Origin of the sequence: Campylobacter concisus, assembly GCF_003048675.2 — a bacterium.
In the GTDB taxonomy this organism is placed as follows: Bacteria; Campylobacterota; Campylobacteria; order Campylobacterales; family Campylobacteraceae; genus Campylobacter_A; species Campylobacter_A concisus_F.
In genome coordinates, this window is the sequence record NZ_CP060707.1 from 360,491 (window position 1) to 378,585 (window position 18,095).

Below are 18,095 nucleotides of genomic sequence, written 5' to 3' on the forward strand. Positions count from 1 at the left end.
ATCATTTTTTAAGCCTTATTTTACTAATATCACCCCTTTTAAAGGAGAAGACATGAAAAATTTAATAGCCATAGTTGTGGTCATCGCCGCACTTGTTTTTGGCGCTTTCAAATACGCAAATTCATTTGTCGTGCTTGATGAAAACACCAACGAGAAGTGGTCTCAGGTGCTAAATCAATACAAAAGAAGAGCCGATCTCGTGCCAAATTTAGTTGAAACTGTAAAAGGCTACGCAGCTCACGAGCAAAAGGTCTTTGAAGACGTGGCAAACGCAAGAAGCAAGAGCATGCAAGTAAGCATCGACGCAAGTAGCCTTAGCGACGAGGCAAAGGTTAAAGAATTTATGGCAGCTCAGGGTCAGCTAGGCTCTGCGCTTGGCAGGCTAATGGCAGTTAGCGAGAGCTACCCAGAGCTAAAAGCAAACCAAAATTTCCTCTCACTCCAAAGCCAGCTTGAAGGCACAGAAAACCGCATAAGCGTAGCAAGGCGCGACTACATCGAGGCTGTAAAAGAGTATAACGTAGCTCTTAGAAGCTTTCCAGGTAAATTTATAGCTAGTATCTTTCATCCAGAGATGAAGCCAAAGCAAGGCATCGAGGTTAGCAGCGAAGATATGAAAAACCCAAAAGTTTCGTTTGAGAAATAATGAAAAAAATCATTAGCCTTTTGCTCTTTGCGTTTTGCTTTTGTTTTGCTCTAAATTTCAATGAGCAGATCAACGACGAGGCTCATATCTTTTCACAAAACGAAAGAGATGAGCTCTCAAATTTAGTGCAAAATTTCGAGCAAAACAGCACCACGCAAATCGCCATAGTGACTTTAAATTCGCTTGAAAATAAAAGCATAGAAGAGCTATCGCTAGAGATAGCTAGAGGCTACAAACTAGGTCAAAAAGAAGATAGTAACGGCGTGCTTTTAGTTGTCGCTCCAAATGAGAAAAAGGTCCGCATTGAGGTTGGATACGGCCTTGAAGGGGCGCTAACTGACGCCGTGGCAAGCCAGATCATAAATAGCGTGATGATACCTGAGTTTAAAAATGGCAATATGAGCGCTGGCATAAAAAAGGGCGTGGTAGCGATCATAAAGGTAGCTAGTGGCGAGGAATTTAAGAGCAAATTTAGCCTTGGCGACTTACCTTTTGGCGTGTTTGCCTTTTTTGCTGGCATGCTCTCTTGCTTTGCCTCTGTGATCTTTGGTAAATTTTTTATGCGAACTGGCTTTAGCACGTGCTTTGCTGGACTTGTATCAACCGCACTTGAGCAGGGATTTGGCGTGCAAAACTACCTTATCATCTTTGGCGCTTTTGCCTTTATCTTTGCGGTATTTTTCTTTATTTTAAAAGATGTTTTTAAGAGAAATAGCCAAGGCGGCTCTTTGTCAATGGGCTTTAGACGTGATAATTCTGGCTCAAATGGTGGCGGTCGCTCAAGTGGTAGAGGAGGCGGCTTTAGTGGCGGCGGCGGTGGTTTTGGCGGAGGCGGAGCTAGTGGCAGCTGGTGAAATTTGCGCGCTTTAGAAGTAAATTTATTATGTTTTGTAATTTGTAAAAACTGTGCGAAGCACAGCAACCTCTAACGTGCGAGGGGTTTTTACTTCGACTTCGTCTCGTAACTGCAAGTAGACCGTAATTCAAGTCCCCTTGTTTCCCTTTTTGAATAAAAAGAAATTTACAAATTTAATCAAGCTATTCTTGCAAATTTTAAAATTCCATTCACTCGCAAGAATTGACTACTAAAATTTGGCTTCGCTCATCGCTTAGCTCAAATTTTAGAGCCGAAATTACTCGCTCACGAAATTTTAAAATTTGCCATTTTTCTTTGTAGAACAAAGGATCATTTTGTAAATTTTAGACCCAGCATTTGCATATAAAAGCTAAATTTCTTAAAATATGCCAAAAAAATAGGAGCAAAAATGCTATCAGGAGAGCTACTTAAAAGCCATTTTGCTAAATTTGATCTATCGGCAATGCTTAGTGGGTTTTTAGAGCAAAGTCATTTTGACAAAGAAAAATTTAAAGCACTCAGGCGAGATGGCTTTAAAAGCTTAGATAAGAGCCAAAGAGATGAGCTTCTTAAAATAGCAGGTTTTAAGGCGTATCTTGATGCAAAATTTCAGGGCTTTTTGCGTGAGCTGATGCAAAGCAAGATATTAGTTGTAAGCGGCGTGGAGTATAAATTTGGCGAGCTTGAAATTTACACCTGCTTTGATGCAAACACCTACAAAAGATCGTGCGAGGCTGGCGAAATTTACTTTCACAACTTTGGTTTTGACATCTCTTTTAAGAGTGAGCCAGCGCTTTATGGCGGCATATTAGTAAGAAGTTTAAAGCCATTAAAAGAGCGAAATTTCATCTTTGGACCAAGAAAATGTGCCCTTTGCATTTTAAATGCAAAAGTTAAAAATTTAAACTTTGATCTAAAAGAGGCTGATTTTAGAGAGGATGAGGTCGCTTTTACGCCAAGGATTAGATCGTTTAAAGATGAGATCGAGCTTAAAAATGACGCTTTAAGGGCGGTTAGTGGCGAGTTTAAAGAGGCGCTTAAAAGCGCAAAAGAGTATAAAAAAAGAGTTGAAAATGCATATAAAAAGGGGTGAAATTTATCTTTTTATCGGCTTTGAGGCTGAGAAATTTAGCCCCAAAATGCTCTCTAAAAAAGATCGCAGGAGACTAAAAAGATATCCAAATTTAGCAAATTCAAACTCATTTAAACTCTCTCGCTATTTAAAATTTAAAGCAAAAAAACGGGGTAAAATTTGCCTCTCTCACAAAGAAAATATCGCCGTTTTGGCTATCTCAAAAGAAAAAGTTGGCGTTGATGTGGAGGAGCTAAAAGAGCGAAATTTTGACGGAGCGATCAAATTTTGCTTTAACAAAAAAGAGAGCGAAATTTACGCAAATGCCAAAGACAAAATGCAAAAATTTTATGAAATTTACACCGCAAAAGAAGCTGTTATAAAAGCCAAAAATTTAGCCTTTAGCGACCTTGCTGGCGCTAAATTTGATGAAATGGATAGAAGATACTTGATTATTAATAATCTATTTATCATTTGCCTTGCATTTAAGCATTGCAAAGATATAATTGTTAAATTTTTATGATTATTAAACACTAAAAAGGCAAAAAGTGCTTGTAAAAAAGATAGCTATGATCCTTGTGGTAACGCTTCTAGCTCTTGGCTGTGCTAAGAAATTTGATACGCCAAAGCTGGCGGATTTTAGCTTAAAGGCATTTAAGGTCAGTTCATCAAAAGGGCCGCTAATGCTCTATGTGCAAAATAGCGAAAATGAGTATAAATTTAGCCTTGTAAATGCACTTGGAGCACCAGAAGCTAGGCGAGTTTTAAAGGACGGCACGTTTGCAAATTTGGGCTTCCTGCCGCCAAATAGCGCCTACAATGAGCTTTTTATCAAGGTGCTTGAGATGATAAAAGATGAAAAAAATGAGCAAAAATTTATGATAGATGATCAAATTTATGAGGTAAAAAGCGTTGATCTACGTTAGCAAACCAGCCATTATCAGCGCCGCAGGTAGCAGTAGTGATGAGAATTTAATCTCGCTTTTAAGTGGCAAGAGATTTTTAAGTAAAAGCTGCGAATTTCACCCACAAAATGAGTTTTTGGTGGGTAAATTTAATGGCGCTTTGCCTAGCTTTTCAAGCAAAACTAAAGAGCACTTCAAAACTCGCACCAACGCCTTGCTTTTAAACACGATGCTAGAGATCGATGAGGAGATAAAAAGAGCGATCAAAAAATATGGCAAAAGCCGTGTGGGAGTAGTTCTTGGCACTACAACAAGCGGCGTTGAGGAGAATTTCGAGCCATTTAAAGGCTATATCGCGACTGGATTTTTTGATAAAAGCAGGTTTGGCATAAACAGAAACTGCCTTGCAAACGTGGCCGAGTTTGTGAGCGACTTTTACGAGCTTAGCGGTCCAAGCTACTGCGTATCGACTGCGTGTACTTCAGGCGTTAAAGCAATCATAGAAGCAAAAAGGCTAATTGAAAGTGAGCTTTGTGATGCGGTCATTTGTGGAGGAGTAGACAGCCTAAATACGCTTACGATAAATGGCTTTAACTCGCTTAGTATCCTAAGCAGCGCCCCAAGCCAGGCATTTTCTAAAAATAGAGAGGGGATAAATATCGGCGAAGGAGCTGGGCTATTTTTGCTAAGCCGTGATGAAATTTCAAACGTCGCAGTCGCCAGCTCAGCCTCAAACTGCGACGCTTTTCACATGACGCAGCCTGATTTTAGCGCTAAAATGGCGGTAAATTGCATAGAGAACGCGCTAAAAAGAGCTAGCATGTGTGGCGTGGACTATGTAAATTTACATGGCACCGGCACGCAGGCAAATGAGAAAATGGAGGCAAAAGCTATAAATTTAACGCTTGGTGCCACCTTTGCAAGCACGCTAAAGCCACAGATCGGTCACACGCTTGGGGCTGCTGGAGCAATAGAAAGCGCCATTTGCGCCATGCTTTGCATGCGAGAAAATAGCACCTTGCCGCCACACGTTTATGACGGCGAGTATGATGAGAACTTAGAGGCTATAAATTTAGTAAAAAGCGGCACGAAATTTGACGTAAAAACAGCGATGTCGCTATCTTTTGCCTTTGGCGGAGATAACGCCGCGATAATATTTAAAAGAGTGAGATGATGATAAGTGATTATTTGCCACACAGCAGCGCCATAACCCTGATCGATGAAATTTTAGAATTTATCCCTTGTGAGAGCATAAAAGTAAGAAGCGTGATAAATGAGCAAAATCCTTTTTTAGAAGATGGGAGATTTCACACGCAAAAGGCGATAGAGATGATGGCTCAAAGTCTTGGCATCTACGACTCCAAGATGCGTGAGCTAAGGGGCGAAAAGGCGATATTTGGCTTTTTGCTTGGTAGTAGAAAATTTGAAATTTTTAGGCCATATTTTAAAGTGGGCGATGAGATAGTGATCATTTCAAAGTGCTCCATTCAAGATGAGAGTGGTTTTGGCGTTTATGACAGCGAGCTTTTTGTAAATGGCGAGCTTGACGCAAGGGCGGTTTTAAACGTGATGAGCCCTGATGAAGAATTTGTAAAAAAGGCACTTAGTGAGTAAGAGAGTATTGATAACTGGATCAAGTAGGGGTATAGGAGCTAGCATCGCTAGGCGCCTTGCTAATGAATACGAAGTGGTGCTTCACGCAAGAAGTAAGAGCGATGAGCTTTTAAAGATGGCTGGCGAGCTTGGGGCTAAATTTATGACATTTGACGTGGCTGATACCGCTGCAGCTAAAGAGGCGATAGAAGCTGACATGGAGGCAAATGGCGTCTACTACGGCGTTATTTTAAACGCTGGCATAACAAGGGATAATACCTTTGTGGGGCTAAGCGATGAAGAGTGGTTTGATGTGATAGATATAAATTTAAATGGCTTTTACAACGTCCTAAGGCCAGCGCTAATGCCTATGATAAGGGCTAGAAAGCCAGCTAGGATAGTGACGCTAAGCTCTGTTTCAGGGGTCATTGGCAACAGAGGTCAGGTGAATTACTCAGCTAGCAAGGCAGGCATCATAGGAGCTAGCAAAGCCCTTGCAGTCGAGCTTGCCAGTAGGGGCATAACAGTAAACTGCGTGGCACCTGGGCTTATAAAGACAGATATGAGCGAAGAAATTTTAAATAGCGATTTTTTAGACGAGGTGCTAAAGGCCATACCTGCAAAAAGAGCTGGCGAGGCAGATGAGGTGGCAGGACTTGTTAAATTTCTACTAAGTGGCGAGGCTAGCTACATCACAAGGCAGGTTATCGGCGTAAATGGAGGACTTTGCTAATGCGTGTATTTGTCACAGGTATCGGCGCAGTCAGTGCTTTTGGCAACAGCTGGGAGGAGATGAGGGCTAAATTTCTTGCAGGCAAAAATGCCGTGAGATATATGAGCGAGTGGGAGGGCTATAAGGAGCTAAACACGCACCTAGCAGCTCCTATCATAGACTACAAACACCCGCAGGAGTGGGACAGGAAACAGCTAAGAAGCCTTGGTAAGGTCTCGTGTTATAGCGTGCATGCGGCTGGGCTTGCTTTAAAAGATGCTGGTTTGCTAAATGGCGAAGGCTTGCAGGCTACAAATTTAGACCCAAGCGTGCAAGATGGCAGGATGGGCGTAGCTAGTGGCTCAAGCACTGGTAGCACGGACTCTATCCTTGATATGGCAAAGCTAGTTTTGGACATGGATAGCGGCTTTAACGCAAATACCTATATAAAAATGATGCCTCACACCACAGCGGCAAATATCGCGCTATTTTACTCGCTAAAAGGACGCATCATCCCTACATCTTCGGCATGTACGAGCGGCTCACACGCCATTGGCTATGCTTATGAGAGCATAAAAAATGGCAGCATAGACATGATGCTAGCTGGTGGGGCTGAGGAGCTTTGTGTGAGTGAGGCATACGTCTTTGACAAGCTCTACGCGACTAGTGTGAAAAACAGCACTCCAAATTTGACACCAACGCCGTTTGAAAAAGATAGAGATGGCTTGGTACTTGGCGAGGGAGCTGGATTTTTAGTGCTTGAAAGCGAAGAGAGCGCCTTAAAAAGAGGAGCTAAAATTTACGCTGAGGTCGTTGGTTTTGGCTCTACGTGTGACGGCACGCATATCACTAGACCACAAAGCGCTACGATGAAAGCGGCGATGAGCTTAGCACTCCGCGCGGCAAAACTAGAGCCAAAAAGCATAGGCTACGTAAATGCCCATGCGACCGCGACAAAACATGGCGATATAGCTGAAAGTATCGCTACAAACGAGCTTTTTGGAGAGGACATCGCCATTAGCTCACTTAAAAGCTATCTTGGTCACACGCTTGGCGCTTGTGGCGGACTAGAGGCGATCGCTAGCATAATGATGATGAGAGAAAAGCTCTTTTTCCCAACTATAAATTTAAAAGTAACTGATCCTGAGTGTGCAAAGCTAAACTACTTAAAGGAGCCAACGCCGATAAAGACGGACTTTGTGATGAGTAACAACTTTGCATTTGGCGGTGTAAATACATCTTTGATATTTAAAAGAGTAGATAACAAATTTTAAAAAGGATAGAAAATGAAAAGATTAGTTTCATTAGTTGCCGTTTTGGCATTTGCCTCAAGCCTTAGCGCTAGAGATGACGTGAAGTATCACTCACTTGACTTTCTAAACGGCCCAAAGGCTAAAGAATTTTTGCTACCAAACGTTAGCATTAGCTTTGGCACAGGATACACTGGCAAGGTGATCGTAAGAGATATAACATCAAACAAAAAGACAAATGGCTTTAACAAAAGCGACGAAGAGGCTTGCCAGATCGCACTTCTCTCTGCTCTAAAGTCATTTCAAGAAAGAGCGGTGAAAGAGGGCGGCACGAAGGTTGTAAATTTGACTGGATATTACAAAAAACAGCCATTTAACTCTAAGACTCAGTTTCAGTGCGGCAGCGGTTCTTTGATGTCTGGAGTCACACTAAGAGGCGACATCGCAAAATAATGAAATTTCAAGTTGATTTTTATGACGCTATAGCTTACGGCGAGATCAGCGAGGATATAGCTAGATACAAAAAAGAATTTGATCTAGCAAAGATCCCGCCTATGCAAAGAAGGAGGCTAAGTAGTGCCGCGAAGTGCGCTTTTAGCCTGATTAGCGGCTTTGATAAGATCGACATGCCAGTCATTTTTAGCTCTTATGAGGGCGAGATAAATCGCTGCTTTGAGCTAGAAACTGCACTTGCAAAGGCTGAGCCAGTATCGCCAACGTCGTTTTCGCTCTCTGTGCATAACGCTATCTCGTCGCTTCTTAGCATCGAAGCTAAAAATCACAATGAAATTCTAGCCATCTCATCATTTAGCCCAGTGGAAGACGCGCTGCAAGCTGCGTTTTTAAGGCTAAATGACGGATATGAAAAGGTGCTTATCCTAGCCTATCATGAGTCGATATCACAGAGCTATTTTGATGAGCAAAAGCCATCATTTATGCTAGCGCTTGTCGTCTCAAAGGCAAAAGATAAGAGAGTTTTAACTCTAAAAAGAGTGGAAAAAGAAGAAGAAATTTCAGAAAATTTACTGCAAAGTTTCATCGTAAATTTTGACCCAAATTTGGCAAAAACGTGGCAAAGTAGCAGTCATTTCGCTTCTTGGAATTTTAGCTATGAGCCTTAAAATTTTAAGAGCTGGATTTTTATTTTTCTTTTTTGCACTCATTTGCATAAGTGGCGATCTTTTGCTAGTGCCAGCCGTGCTTTTAGGGCTAAATAAATTTAAATTTGTGCAAAATTTATGCCGAGATATTGTTAGAGTTTCTTGGGGATTTTTTATAAAAGTTACTAAAATTTGTGGGTATCTAGACTATAAATTTGAGCTTACTAAGCTAAATGGCGGCTCAAATTTAGTCATCGCAAACCACCCTTCGCTCCTTGATGTGGTCTTTTTGGTCTCAAAATTTAAAAGGATAAACTGCATCGTAAAGGGCGAGCTTGGCAAAAATATATTTTTATTTGCGGCGATTAGGGCGTGCAACTACATACCAAACACAAATAACGAGGAATTTTTACAAAAAAGCGTAGATGTTTTAAAAAGCGGCGAAAATTTGCTCATTTTCCCAGAGGGCACACGCACGAAAGATGAGATCATCTTTCATAAAGCGGCCGCATACATGGGCATAAAAGGCGCGTCTAACGTGGTTTGCGTGGGTATAAATATGGCTCCAAGAAGCCTTAGAAAAAATGAGCCATGGTACAAAACGCCAGATGAAAAGATAAAGTACGTCTTTAAAGAGCTAAAGAAATTTGAAGTTGGTGAGTTTTTAAAAGATAGGCCAAGCCCCGTAAGGGCGAGGGCGCTACACGAAGAGATAAGTAAAATTTATAAGGAGGAATTTAGTGAAAGAACTAGTTAATGAGATAAAAGAGCTGATCATCACAAGCTTAAATTTAGAGGATATGAAGCCAAGCGATATCGACGAGAACGCGCCGCTTTTTAGCGAGGGGCTCGGGCTTGACAGCGTCGATGCACTAGAGCTTGGGCTTGCTGTGCAGAAAAAATATGGCCTCGTGCTTGACTCAAAGACAGCAAATTTAAAAGAGATATTCTTTAGCGTATCTTCTCTTGCAAAATACATTTATGAAAATAGGAAATAACGATGAGCGAAGTAGAAATTTTTGAAATTTTAAAGAAGGCTTTGATCGAGCTTTTTGAGATAGACGAGAGCAAGATAAGGCCTGAAACTAGGATATATGAGGACTTGCAGATAGATAGCATAGATGCTATTGATATGATTGACTACATCAAGCGCCAAACTGGCTATAGGCTGATGCCAGAGGATTTTAAAAACGTAAAAACGCTTGATGATATCGTAAAAGCCGTAGCAAAGAAATTTGAAGCATAAGATAGTAAAAGTAGCGCTAGTTTTAGCAAGCATCGCCTACCCTTTGGTGCTATTTTTTTGGCAAAAGGGTGCCGCTTTTATCTTTTGTGTGCTATGTGCTCTTTGGCTGGCTAGGGCTTATTTTGAAAGCGGTAAAACAAGGCAGGTTTGCTTAGCAGCTGGGCTATTTTTTGCAGTCTGCGCTATTTTTAGAAGCGTAAATTTAGCGCTTTTATACCCAAGTATCGTAAGTCTTGGCTTTTTGGCGGTATTTTTTTACAGCTTAAAGGGTGAGGCAGTGATAACTAGGCTTGCTAGGCTAAAAGAGAAAAACATAGATGAAAAGGTCGTTAGCTACACAAGAGGACTAACTAAAATTTGGTGCTGGTTTTTCGTTTTTAACGCAGTTTTTACCTTTGTTTTGGCGCAGTTTGAAGATAAAATTTACTGGAGCATTTACTGCTCATTTGTATCTTATATCTTGATGGGAGTTTTGTTTTTTGGCGAAATTTTATATCGTAAAATTTTTATTTTAAAGAGGGAAAATGGATTTTAAAAAGTGTCTAAAGGCATTTAAATTTGTGGACATCAACAAGGATCTTTACGAGTACGCGGCCACCTTTGGGGCAAATTTAAAAGAGAAAAATTTAAGCGAGATAGAAATTTATCTAAGCCAGAGCTTTGACTTTTGCGCCACTTTTTTTGGAGCGCTTGGAGTTGGCGTAAAACCTATCTTGCTTGCAAAGCCGATATATAGCGGGGATAAATTTGTTATTAATGATGAAAATTTTGGTGATTTTTTAGACTTTAGCAAGAGCATGGAGCTAAAATTTGATCAAAATTCTACATTTTTCCTTCAGACCTCAGGCTCTAGTGGAGCTAGTAAAAATATCCAAAAAAGCCTTGGAGCGATGATAGAAGAGGGGCTATTTTTAAAAGATGAGCTTGGATTTGGCGAAGGGGATAAATTTTTTGCTAGCGTCTCGCACCAGCATATGTTTGGCCTTACATTTAAGATCTTTTTGCCGCTCATCTCTGGCGCAAAAGCCGTTAGCAAGGAGCTAAACTACCCAGAAGCGATCTTTGAGCTAGACCTTACAAATTTAAGCTTTGTAACAAGCCCAGTCCTACTTCAAACGCTAGTTTCTAGCCCAAGAGCGGCTGAAATTTCAGGGCTAAAAAACATCATCTGCGCAGGTTCGGCGCTAAAGAGCGAGCTAAGAGCCAGCATAGCAAAACTAAGCAGCACGCGTATCATTGACATCTACGGCAGCACCGAAACTGGCGCGGTGGCTAGAAATTTAGGCGATGAGCTTTTGCTTTTTAGCAAGGTAAAAGCAGGCCTTAGCGAGGACGAGGCGTTAAATGTGAGCTCGCCTTGGTGCGAGTTTTTCCAAACTAGTGACTGGGCGCAGATAGATGGTAGCAGGCTCACGCTAAAGGGCAGGATCGATAGGATCGTTAAGCTAAATGACAAAAGGGTCAATCTAATAAGTATAGAAAATAAGATGTTTGAAAGTGGTCTTTTAAAAGACTGCTACTGCGACACACATCCTAAATTTAAGCGTCTAGCTGCGCTTTTGGAGCTTAATGAAGAGGGTGTGAAGCTCTTTAGAGATAGCGGTAAAAAGGGCGTCGTAGCAAGGCTAAATGAGCTTTTAAGGCCTGAGTTTAAAAATAGCGTTAGGTATTTTAAGATCGTTAGCTCGCTTTGCAAAAACGCTCAAAGCAAGTTTTTAAAGGCAAATTTTAAGATGCTTTTAGAAAAAAATGAGGAGCTTTCTTGGGAGAAAAGTGGCGAAGATGGCGTTTATAAATTTAAGACAAAGCTAAGTCCTGCGCTTGGCATTTTTATGGAGCATTTTCCAAATTTACCGCTTTTGCCTGGCTTTGTGCAGCTTGATTTTGTATTTAAATTTGCAAGAGAACTTGGCACAGAAATAGGCGATCAATGCGTGGTGGAGAATTTGAAATTTTTAAAATTTGTAAGGCCAAATGACGAGCTTTGTATAGAAATTTCACAAAAAGATGAGAAGATTTACTTTGAGATATTTTGTAACGGCACCAAGAGTGCTGGTGGTAGGATAAAGCTGGGCCTATGAAGACGCTCTTTCTCATACCATTTTACAACCATCCAGAAAAGATCAAAGCCCTTTGTGAGGCGCTTGCAAGCTACAATCTACACATTTTGATAGTTGATGATGGCTCAAACGAGGTATCAAAAAAGGCGTTGGAAAATTTGAGCGAATTTGGCGTAGAAATTTTAACTAGAGCCCAAAACGGTGGCAAGGGAGCTGCGCTAAAAGATGGCTTTAGGCACGCCTTGCAAAATGGCTACACGCACGCATTTCAGATCGACGCTGACTTTCAGCATGACATAAGTGAGGTGGCGGAGTTTTTGGAGCTTAGCAGAAAGTATCCACATGATATGATCTTAGCTGACCCAGTATATGGCGAAGATGCGCCAAAGTCGAGGTTTTATGGCAGAAAGATCACAAATTTTTGGGTCAAGATCAACTCTTTAAGCTCTGACATCAAAGACGCGATGTGTGGTTTTAGAATTTATCCGCTAAAAGAGCTTGAGATCGCGACCTCTAAAAGCAGCTCAAATAGGATGGAATTTGACATGGAGATCTTGGTAAATGCCATAAGATCTGGCGTAGAGATCAAGTGGATAGCGCTAAAAGTAAGATACGAGGCTGGCGGTGTTTCGCACTTTAAAATGCTAAAAGATAACGCACTAATAAGCCTCATGCATGCAAGATATTTTTTTAGTTTAGTGCCATTTTTGCTTGGCAAGATCACTGGTAAAGAGAAGTACATATGGTGGCAACAGGGCGAGAGATCGAACGAATTTTTTCTTAGAGTTAGCCTATTTTTAACTAGAAATTTGCCTATATTTCTCATAAAACCTATTGTTATTATCGTCGTTTGCTTTTACTATCTCTTTTCAAAAGTTGAGAGAGAAAATATAAGAGAATTTCTTTTAAATGTAGAGAAATTTAGCGGTAAAAAGCCGACTACTGGCGTTTTTAGCAACTTTTATGACTTTGGCATAGCAATATGTGATAAATTTCGCATCTGGCAAAATGGCGTGCTTGAAAGCGAGCTAGAGCTTAGTAAATTTAATAGCATCAAAGATGAGTTTGAAGCCTCAAAGCGCGGCAGGATCGTGCTTACAAGCCATCTTGGTAATGTAGAAATTTGCAAGGCACTCTCGCTTAGGTCGCCAAATTTTCGTATGATCATCTTGGTTTATAGTAAGGGTAGCGAGAATTTTTATAAAATTTTAGAGCAGATCAGCAAGGGGCAGATCAAACTAATAAGCGTTGAAAAGCTTGATGCGGCTACTATGCTTGAGCTAAAAGAGGCGGTTGAAGATGGCGTAAATATCGGCATAATGGGCGATAGGACACCGCTTAATGGGGATAAATTTATAAGGCTTAGCTTTCTTGGCAAGGAGGCTAAATTTAACTACGGCCCATACTTGCTAGCTGGCATTTTGGGAGTAAAAATGAGCGCGCTTTGGTGCATAAAAAAGGGCGATAAATTTGATATAGAGCTAAGCGATATCGCTGATGAGATAAAGCTTAGCAGAGACCGCAAGGCAAGCGTCTTGCCATACGTGCAAAGCTATGTAAGGCAGCTTGAAGCAAGAGCGTGCAAGAACCCGTCGCAGTGGTTTAACTTTTTTGATTTTTGGAGATGAGAGTGGAAATTTCACACGTTAGCACATTTAAAGTGGCGTTTTTTGACGTTGATAGCATGGAGGTGATGTGGCATGGAAACTACGTCAAGTACCTAGAAATGGCGCGTTGCGAGCTACTTGACAAGCTAGGATACAACTACATCGCTATGAAAAAAGATGGTTACGCCTTTCCTATCGTAAAACTTGACGTAAAATACGTGCGCCCAGCCTTTTTTAACGACGTCATAAAGGTCACGACGACGCTTAGCGAGTGCGAAACGTTTTTGAAATTTCACTACCTTATAGAAAATGAAAAGGGCGAAAAACTAAGTGAGGCAAATACCGCCCAAGCCGTCATAGAAATGAAGAGCTTGCAAACTTGCTTTGAGATGCCAGAAGCCCTAAAAAAGGCGCTTAAAGCCTACAATGAAAAGGAGAAAAGATGAGAAAAATAGCTCTTTTTTTAGCCATTTTTATATCTTGCTTTGGCTACGAGCTGGGTGAGCTTAAAAATATAGTAAAAACAGATGGAGTAAGCGGAAATTTCACGCAGACAAAGAGTCTGGCTGGCTTTAACAAAAGCATAAAAAGCTCTGGCGAGTTTAGGCTAGAAAAGGGCGGTCTTTACTGGGATACGCTTGAGCCTGTCACTTCAAAGGTTTTTATAAACAAAGATGGCATTTTCAAAAACGAAAATGGCAAGCTTGAAAAGACAACGGCAAATTTTGATGAAAAGCTCTTTCTTGCTATCATCAGCCTTGATGAGAGTGAGCTTAGAAAAGAATTTGACATAAAGACAAGTGGCAGCCTAAAAGAGTGGAGCATAGAGCTAAGCCCTAAAAATTTACTCTTTAAACAAATTTTTAAATCCATAAAGATAAGTGGCGACAAGGCGGTAAAAAAGATCGAGCTTGACGAGGTAAGCGGCGATAAAACGCTAAATGAGTTTAGTATAAAATGAAAAAACTAGCCACGATCTTGGCTTTTATCTTTGTTTTTTTAGCCTCGCTTGGATATTCGCTTGCGAATCTAAAAAACGTCCAAACTGACATCTTTTCGCTGATAAATTTCAAAGACGCCAAAGAGGCAAAGGTGCTAAAAGAGGTGCAAGATGAGATGGCATCAAATTTTTTGGTACTTGTAAATTCCAAAGAGCTAGCCAAAAACGTGCAAAGCTTGGCGCTTAAAAGCTCGCTTTTTAAGAGCTTTGAGGCGAACATTGACATAAATTTAAACGATATAAAAAGTGACATCAACCGCTCAAAGATCGCGCTTTTAGGTAGGGCTGATTTAGAGCTTTTAAAAAGCGATAAAAACACCTTTTTTAAAAAGCGCGCAGAGGAAATTTTTAATAGCTTTAGCTTTAGGCTTTTAAATGTAAATGATGATTTTTTTTCGCTAAGTAGTGGCTTTAGCGCAAAAAATGGCAACGTAAGCCTAAATTTAGCAGATCTCATGCTTGAGGTAAAGGATGGCAAAAAGAGCTTTTTCTTACTAAAAGGCGAGCTAAAAAAGGGAGTTTCGAGCGAAGGACTAATAAATTTTTATAACGAGCTAAATGCGCTAAAAGTTGGGCAAAACGAGCTTTTTGTGCATTCAAGTGCGCTTTATCAGGCATTTTCAAAGCAAAAAAACGAGAGCGAGAGCCTTTATATGAGCGTGGTTTCGCTTAGTTTGACCGCTATATTTTTGATGCTTGCTTTTAGAAATTTGCGAATTTTTTATGTGATATTTATCGCTGTATTTGGCTTTAGCGTGGCATTTGCGGGTACTTTGCTCTGTCTAAATGAGCTAAACATCCTTACTATTTTAATAAGCACGAGCCTCATTGGCCTTATGTTCGACTACGTCTTGCACTGGCTTAGCAAAAACGAGGGCGAAGCGATCAGGGCTAGCAGCATAAAAAATATGCTAAAAATTTTCTTGCTAGGCCTTCTTATCACGCTTAGTGGCTATCTAGCTTTTACTTTTTCTGATCTTAGGCTACTTAAAGAAGTGGCGCTCTTTTCGGCGTTTGCGCTCATTGCTGCCTTTTTAGCTAGCTACTTTTTCATGCCTTTGGTCTTTGAAGGGGTTAAATTTTATAGATCAAAGGTTTTTGACGCGTTCTTAACTAAATTTTGCGAGCTCTCAGGCCTGATCGCTAGGCATTTGGGGGTTAAATTTCTAGCTATCTCACTTATTTTGCTAGCTATTTTTCTTGTTTTTGATCTTAAAAATTTATCAAAAAGCGAAAACGTAAAAGACTACTCAAATATGCCAAATAGCCTGCTAGCGGACTCTTCTTATATCTTAAGCCTAACTGGCAACAACCAAAATACGATGATCGTGACAAGATCAAGAGGTGACATTTTGGCTGATGAAAAGAGCCTTTTAGATGAGCTAAAAAAGAGAAATTTGATAAAAGATGAGAGCTCGCTAAGCGATATGTTTTTAAGTAAAAGCGAGCAGTCTGAGCTAAAAGAGGCCTTTAAAAAAGCGCTTGATGATGAGCAAATTTATGGGGTTTATGAGAAATTTGGCTTTAGCAAAGATGAAGTGCGAAGTGAAATTTTAAAGGTTTTGAGCGAAAAAGAGCTTAGCGTGAGTGAAATTTTAGCTCTAAAATCGATGAAGGATTTTAAGAAATTTATGCTTGATGAAAATGCAAGTGTGGCTTACGTGAGTGGCTTTGTAAAAGGGGCGGCAAGTGATGAGCTGCTCGAGCGCTACAACGCTTTTAGTCTAAATTTCGCTAGCTCACTAAATGAGAGCCTAACTCAGGCAAAAGAGCTTGCACTAAAGCTAAAAATAGCAGCGCTTGTGATCGCGTTTTTGCTACTTTGGTTTTATTTTAGTGCGCTTATTTCGGCACTTGTGATGGGTGTCATTATTTTTGGCGTGCTTCTTACGCTCTTTATCTTTGCCATTTTTGGCGTAAATTTAAGCATATTTGGCGTCTTTGGGCTCATCCTTGCAAGCGCTGTGGGGATTGACTACATGATATTTGCGCTAAATGAGAGCCTTAGCGAAAAAGAGCGAATTTATGGGATATTTTGCGCATTTATCACGAGTTTTATCTCGTTTTTTACGCTCTCTTTTAGCCAGACCGCCGCTCTTAGCGTCTTTGGGCTAAGCGTTAGCCTTTGCGTGCTGATATATGGGCTATGTGCTAGCGTTTTGGCTTGTAAAAGAATTTATTTTAAAGTTACAAATGCAGTGTAAAATAGTGTTTTAAGGCGTAGCTAGATTTTGTACTTGTGTTTCGCAAGTATTGACTAAAATGTTATAGAGGTTTTTATCTACATCAGCATATTAATACATAGCATCTTATGCACTTAATGAGTGGCTACGCCGATAAAATTTTAGGCTTTTATTATGTTGGATAAATTAACTACGTTCGATCAATTTGCAAACTTAATAAAAATTAAAACCGTGTTACTTAAAAAGTTGTTATATAACATAACAGCAGGTAAAGCATATATTTCATTTGATATTCCAAAAAAAGTGGCGGATATAGAACAATCCATGCTCCTAAAAAAGAGTTAAAAAAAATCCAAAAATCTATAGTTTTTAAAATTTTAGATCACATAAGAGAAACAGAAAAGGATAAATATATAAAAACAAATATTTCGCATGCATTTGAGAAAGGAAAAAGTATTATTACGAATGCAAAAATTCATAGAAATAAAAAATTTATTCTAAATATTGATCTTAAAGATTTTTTTGACAGTTTTCATTTTGGAAGAGTTGCTGGCTACTTTGAAAAAAATAGAGAATTAAAATTCTCTAGAGAAACTTCTATTTTATTAGCAAAAATATTTTGTTGTGATGGTAAATTGCCGCAAGGCGCTCCGAGTTCTCCTATAATTTCAAATTTGATCTGTAATATTTTTGATATGAGGATACTTAAGCTAGCTAAAAAATTTAAGCTTGACTATACAAGATATGCTGATGATTTGAGTTTTTCTACAAATGATAAAAATTTTATAAAATTCTATGATGATTTTATGACTAAACTTAACAATGAAGTAAAAAGAGCGGGTTTTAATATTAATGATAAAAAAACGAGACTTTTATATAAAGACTCTAGACAAGAAGTAACCGGTCTTATTGTAAATAAAAAGATTAGTATAAAAAGGGAATATGTAAAAAGTACGAGAGCTATGGCAAACACACTATATAACAATGGATCTTTTCATATTAATGAAAAAGAAGCTAATTTAAACCAGCTTGAGGGTAGGTTTAACTTTATAGATCAAATAGACAGATATAATAATAAAATTCAAAAGACAAATAAAAATCATAGAATGTTAAATTCTAGGGAAAAGGAATATCAAAAATTTCTTTTTTATAAATATTTTTATGCGAATAATAAGCCATTGATTTTAACAGAAGGAAAAACAGATATTCTTTATATTAAAGCAGCTCTTAAAAATTTATATAGTGAATATCCAAAACTTATTGAAAAAGTTAATAATAAATTTAATTTTAAAATATCTTTTTTAGAAAGGAGCTCGCGACTTGAATATTTTTTTGGTATCACAAAAGATGGTGCGGATAGTTTAATTAATATCTACAATTACTATTCTGGAGAGGATGTTAAATTAAATCTTCTTAATTTTTTTGAAAAAAAAGAAACTAAATCATGCAAACCAGCGATTTTGCTTTATGATAATGAACTACATAAAATAAATGGAATTGAAAAACCGCTATCTAAATTTATTAGAAAATCTGTAAAAGAAAATCAGGATAATTTTAAAAAAATAATACAAAAAAATTTATATAACAAGCTTTTGGGTAATCTTTATTTAGCAACTATACCGATTGTAGATACTAATAAACAAGAGGCTGAAATAGAAGATCTTCTAAATAAGGAGGTGTTAGAACACAAAATAAATAACAGAAGCTTTTCAAAGGATCCTAAAAACGGGAATGAATATGGAAAAAATGAACTTTCAAAATATGTTTTTAAAAATTATAGTAATATAAATTTCCAAAATTTTAAAAAATTACTCGATACTCTACAAAATATAATTGAAGAATATGAAATAAAAATATAAAAATAT

20 protein-coding genes and 1 pseudogene are annotated in these 18,095 nt (G+C 39.0%); all 21 read left to right on the forward strand.

Annotation, left to right across the window (positions count from 1 at the left end):
• Positions 1-52 precede the first annotated feature (52 nt).
• Positions 53-646 (forward strand): LemA family protein, encoded by a 594-nt coding sequence (locus CVT00_RS01845; protein ID WP_021088893.1) that lies wholly within the window; start codon positions 53-55, stop codon positions 644-646.
• The gene (locus CVT00_RS01850; protein ID WP_103606791.1) at positions 646-1,500 is read left to right on the forward strand and encodes a TPM domain-containing protein; all 855 of its coding nucleotides are present in this window, start codon (positions 646-648) and stop codon (positions 1,498-1,500) included. The genes CVT00_RS01845 and CVT00_RS01850 overlap by 1 nt, the downstream gene beginning before the upstream one ends.
• A gap of 411 nt (positions 1,501-1,911) precedes the next feature.
• Positions 1,912-2,595 carry an ABC transporter substrate-binding protein gene (locus CVT00_RS01855; protein ID WP_107915319.1) on the forward strand — a complete coding sequence of 228 codons (684 nt, stop codon included), beginning with the start codon at positions 1,912-1,914 and terminating at the stop codon, positions 2,593-2,595.
• Complete coding sequence (locus CVT00_RS01860) at positions 2,576-3,097, forward strand: 4'-phosphopantetheinyl transferase family protein (protein WP_107915321.1); 522 nt, start codon at positions 2,576-2,578, stop codon at positions 3,095-3,097. The genes CVT00_RS01855 and CVT00_RS01860 overlap by 20 nt, the downstream gene beginning before the upstream one ends.
• A gap of 25 nt (positions 3,098-3,122) precedes the next feature.
• Entirely contained in the window at positions 3,123-3,500 is a 378-nt protein-coding gene (locus tag CVT00_RS01865; protein ID WP_230853780.1) for a hypothetical protein, read from the forward strand.
• A complete protein-coding gene (locus CVT00_RS01870; RefSeq protein WP_107915323.1) occupies positions 3,487-4,653 on the forward strand; it encodes a beta-ketoacyl synthase N-terminal-like domain-containing protein in 1,167 nt (388 codons plus the stop codon). The genes CVT00_RS01865 and CVT00_RS01870 overlap by 14 nt, the downstream gene beginning before the upstream one ends.
• Positions 4,650-5,093, forward strand: coding sequence for a thioester dehydrase (locus CVT00_RS01875; protein WP_103557893.1), 444 nt, complete (start codon positions 4,650-4,652; stop codon positions 5,091-5,093). Before CVT00_RS01870 ends, CVT00_RS01875 begins: the two co-directional genes overlap by 4 nt.
• Positions 5,086-5,805, forward strand: a complete 720-nt coding sequence (fabG, locus tag CVT00_RS01880) for a 3-oxoacyl-ACP reductase FabG (RefSeq protein ID WP_103557894.1) — start codon at positions 5,086-5,088, stop codon at positions 5,803-5,805. The genes CVT00_RS01875 and fabG overlap by 8 nt, the downstream gene beginning before the upstream one ends.
• Positions 5,805-7,058 carry a beta-ketoacyl-ACP synthase gene (locus tag CVT00_RS01885; protein WP_103557907.1) on the forward strand — a complete coding sequence of 418 codons (1,254 nt, stop codon included), beginning with the start codon at positions 5,805-5,807 and terminating at the stop codon, positions 7,056-7,058. The genes fabG and CVT00_RS01885 overlap by 1 nt, the downstream gene beginning before the upstream one ends.
• Before the next feature lie 12 nt (positions 7,059-7,070).
• The gene (locus CVT00_RS01890; protein ID WP_103557895.1) at positions 7,071-7,487 is read left to right on the forward strand and encodes an excinuclease ABC subunit A; all 417 of its coding nucleotides are present in this window, start codon (positions 7,071-7,073) and stop codon (positions 7,485-7,487) included.
• Positions 7,487-8,155, forward strand: coding sequence for a beta-ketoacyl synthase chain length factor (locus tag CVT00_RS01895; protein WP_107915325.1), 669 nt, complete (start codon positions 7,487-7,489; stop codon positions 8,153-8,155). The genes CVT00_RS01890 and CVT00_RS01895 overlap by 1 nt, the downstream gene beginning before the upstream one ends.
• Positions 8,082-8,891 carry a lysophospholipid acyltransferase family protein gene (locus tag CVT00_RS01900; RefSeq protein WP_230853781.1) on the forward strand — a complete coding sequence of 270 codons (810 nt, stop codon included), beginning with the start codon at positions 8,082-8,084 and terminating at the stop codon, positions 8,889-8,891. The genes CVT00_RS01895 and CVT00_RS01900 overlap by 74 nt, the downstream gene beginning before the upstream one ends.
• On the forward strand, positions 8,875-9,132 hold the full coding sequence (locus tag CVT00_RS01905) for a phosphopantetheine-binding protein (protein WP_012140381.1): 258 nt from the start codon (positions 8,875-8,877) through the stop codon (positions 9,130-9,132). The genes CVT00_RS01900 and CVT00_RS01905 overlap by 17 nt, the downstream gene beginning before the upstream one ends.
• Before the next feature lie 2 nt (positions 9,133-9,134).
• Positions 9,135-9,380: an acyl carrier protein gene (locus CVT00_RS01910; protein WP_087582919.1), complete on the forward strand. Its 246-nt coding sequence runs from the start codon at positions 9,135-9,137 to the stop codon at positions 9,378-9,380.
• On the forward strand, positions 9,370-9,915 hold the full coding sequence (locus tag CVT00_RS01915) for a hypothetical protein (protein ID WP_107915328.1): 546 nt from the start codon (positions 9,370-9,372) through the stop codon (positions 9,913-9,915). Before CVT00_RS01910 ends, CVT00_RS01915 begins: the two co-directional genes overlap by 11 nt.
• A complete protein-coding gene (locus CVT00_RS01920; protein WP_107915330.1) occupies positions 9,905-11,461 on the forward strand; it encodes an AMP-binding protein in 1,557 nt (518 codons plus the stop codon). Before CVT00_RS01915 ends, CVT00_RS01920 begins: the two co-directional genes overlap by 11 nt.
• Complete coding sequence (locus tag CVT00_RS01925) at positions 11,458-13,068, forward strand: glycosyltransferase family 2 protein (RefSeq protein ID WP_107915332.1); 1,611 nt, start codon at positions 11,458-11,460, stop codon at positions 13,066-13,068. The genes CVT00_RS01920 and CVT00_RS01925 overlap by 4 nt, the downstream gene beginning before the upstream one ends.
• Positions 13,065-13,493, forward strand: coding sequence for an acyl-CoA thioesterase (locus CVT00_RS01930; protein WP_035142697.1), 429 nt, complete (start codon positions 13,065-13,067; stop codon positions 13,491-13,493). Before CVT00_RS01925 ends, CVT00_RS01930 begins: the two co-directional genes overlap by 4 nt.
• The gene (locus CVT00_RS01935; protein ID WP_103647473.1) at positions 13,490-14,008 is read left to right on the forward strand and encodes a LolA family protein; all 519 of its coding nucleotides are present in this window, start codon (positions 13,490-13,492) and stop codon (positions 14,006-14,008) included. The genes CVT00_RS01930 and CVT00_RS01935 overlap by 4 nt, the downstream gene beginning before the upstream one ends.
• Positions 14,005-16,251 (forward strand): hypothetical protein, encoded by a 2,247-nt coding sequence (locus CVT00_RS01940; protein WP_107915333.1) that lies wholly within the window; start codon positions 14,005-14,007, stop codon positions 16,249-16,251. Before CVT00_RS01935 ends, CVT00_RS01940 begins: the two co-directional genes overlap by 4 nt.
• Positions 16,252-16,535: 284 nt before the next feature.
• Positions 16,536-18,089: pseudogene (locus CVT00_RS01945) on the forward strand (retron Ec67 family RNA-directed DNA polymerase/endonuclease); the annotation flags it as partial.
• Positions 18,090-18,095: the final 6 nt, after the last annotated feature.

Coding starts and splice junctions, on each gene's coding strand:
- CVT00_RS01845 (WP_021088893.1), top strand. CDS start 53: ATGAAAAATTTAATAGCCATAGTTGTGGTCATCGCCGCACTTGTTTTT.
- CVT00_RS01850 (WP_103606791.1), top strand. CDS start 646: ATGAAAAAAATCATTAGCCTTTTGCTCTTTGCGTTTTGCTTTTGTTTT.
- CVT00_RS01855 (WP_107915319.1), top strand. CDS start 1,912: ATGCTATCAGGAGAGCTACTTAAAAGCCATTTTGCTAAATTTGATCTA.
- CVT00_RS01860 (WP_107915321.1), top strand. CDS start 2,576: ATGCATATAAAAAGGGGTGAAATTTATCTTTTTATCGGCTTTGAGGCT.
- CVT00_RS01875 (WP_103557893.1), top strand. CDS start 4,650: ATGATGATAAGTGATTATTTGCCACACAGCAGCGCCATAACCCTGATC.
- CVT00_RS01885 (WP_103557907.1), top strand. CDS start 5,805: ATGCGTGTATTTGTCACAGGTATCGGCGCAGTCAGTGCTTTTGGCAAC.
- CVT00_RS01890 (WP_103557895.1), top strand. CDS start 7,071: ATGAAAAGATTAGTTTCATTAGTTGCCGTTTTGGCATTTGCCTCAAGC.
- CVT00_RS01895 (WP_107915325.1), top strand. CDS start 7,487: ATGAAATTTCAAGTTGATTTTTATGACGCTATAGCTTACGGCGAGATC.
- CVT00_RS01910 (WP_087582919.1), top strand. CDS start 9,135: ATGAGCGAAGTAGAAATTTTTGAAATTTTAAAGAAGGCTTTGATCGAG.
- CVT00_RS01920 (WP_107915330.1), top strand. CDS start 9,905: ATGGATTTTAAAAAGTGTCTAAAGGCATTTAAATTTGTGGACATCAAC.
- CVT00_RS01925 (WP_107915332.1), top strand. CDS start 11,458: ATGAAGACGCTCTTTCTCATACCATTTTACAACCATCCAGAAAAGATC.
- CVT00_RS01930 (WP_035142697.1), top strand. CDS start 13,065: ATGAGAGTGGAAATTTCACACGTTAGCACATTTAAAGTGGCGTTTTTT.
- CVT00_RS01935 (WP_103647473.1), top strand. CDS start 13,490: ATGAGAAAAATAGCTCTTTTTTTAGCCATTTTTATATCTTGCTTTGGC.
- CVT00_RS01940 (WP_107915333.1), top strand. CDS start 14,005: ATGAAAAAACTAGCCACGATCTTGGCTTTTATCTTTGTTTTTTTAGCC.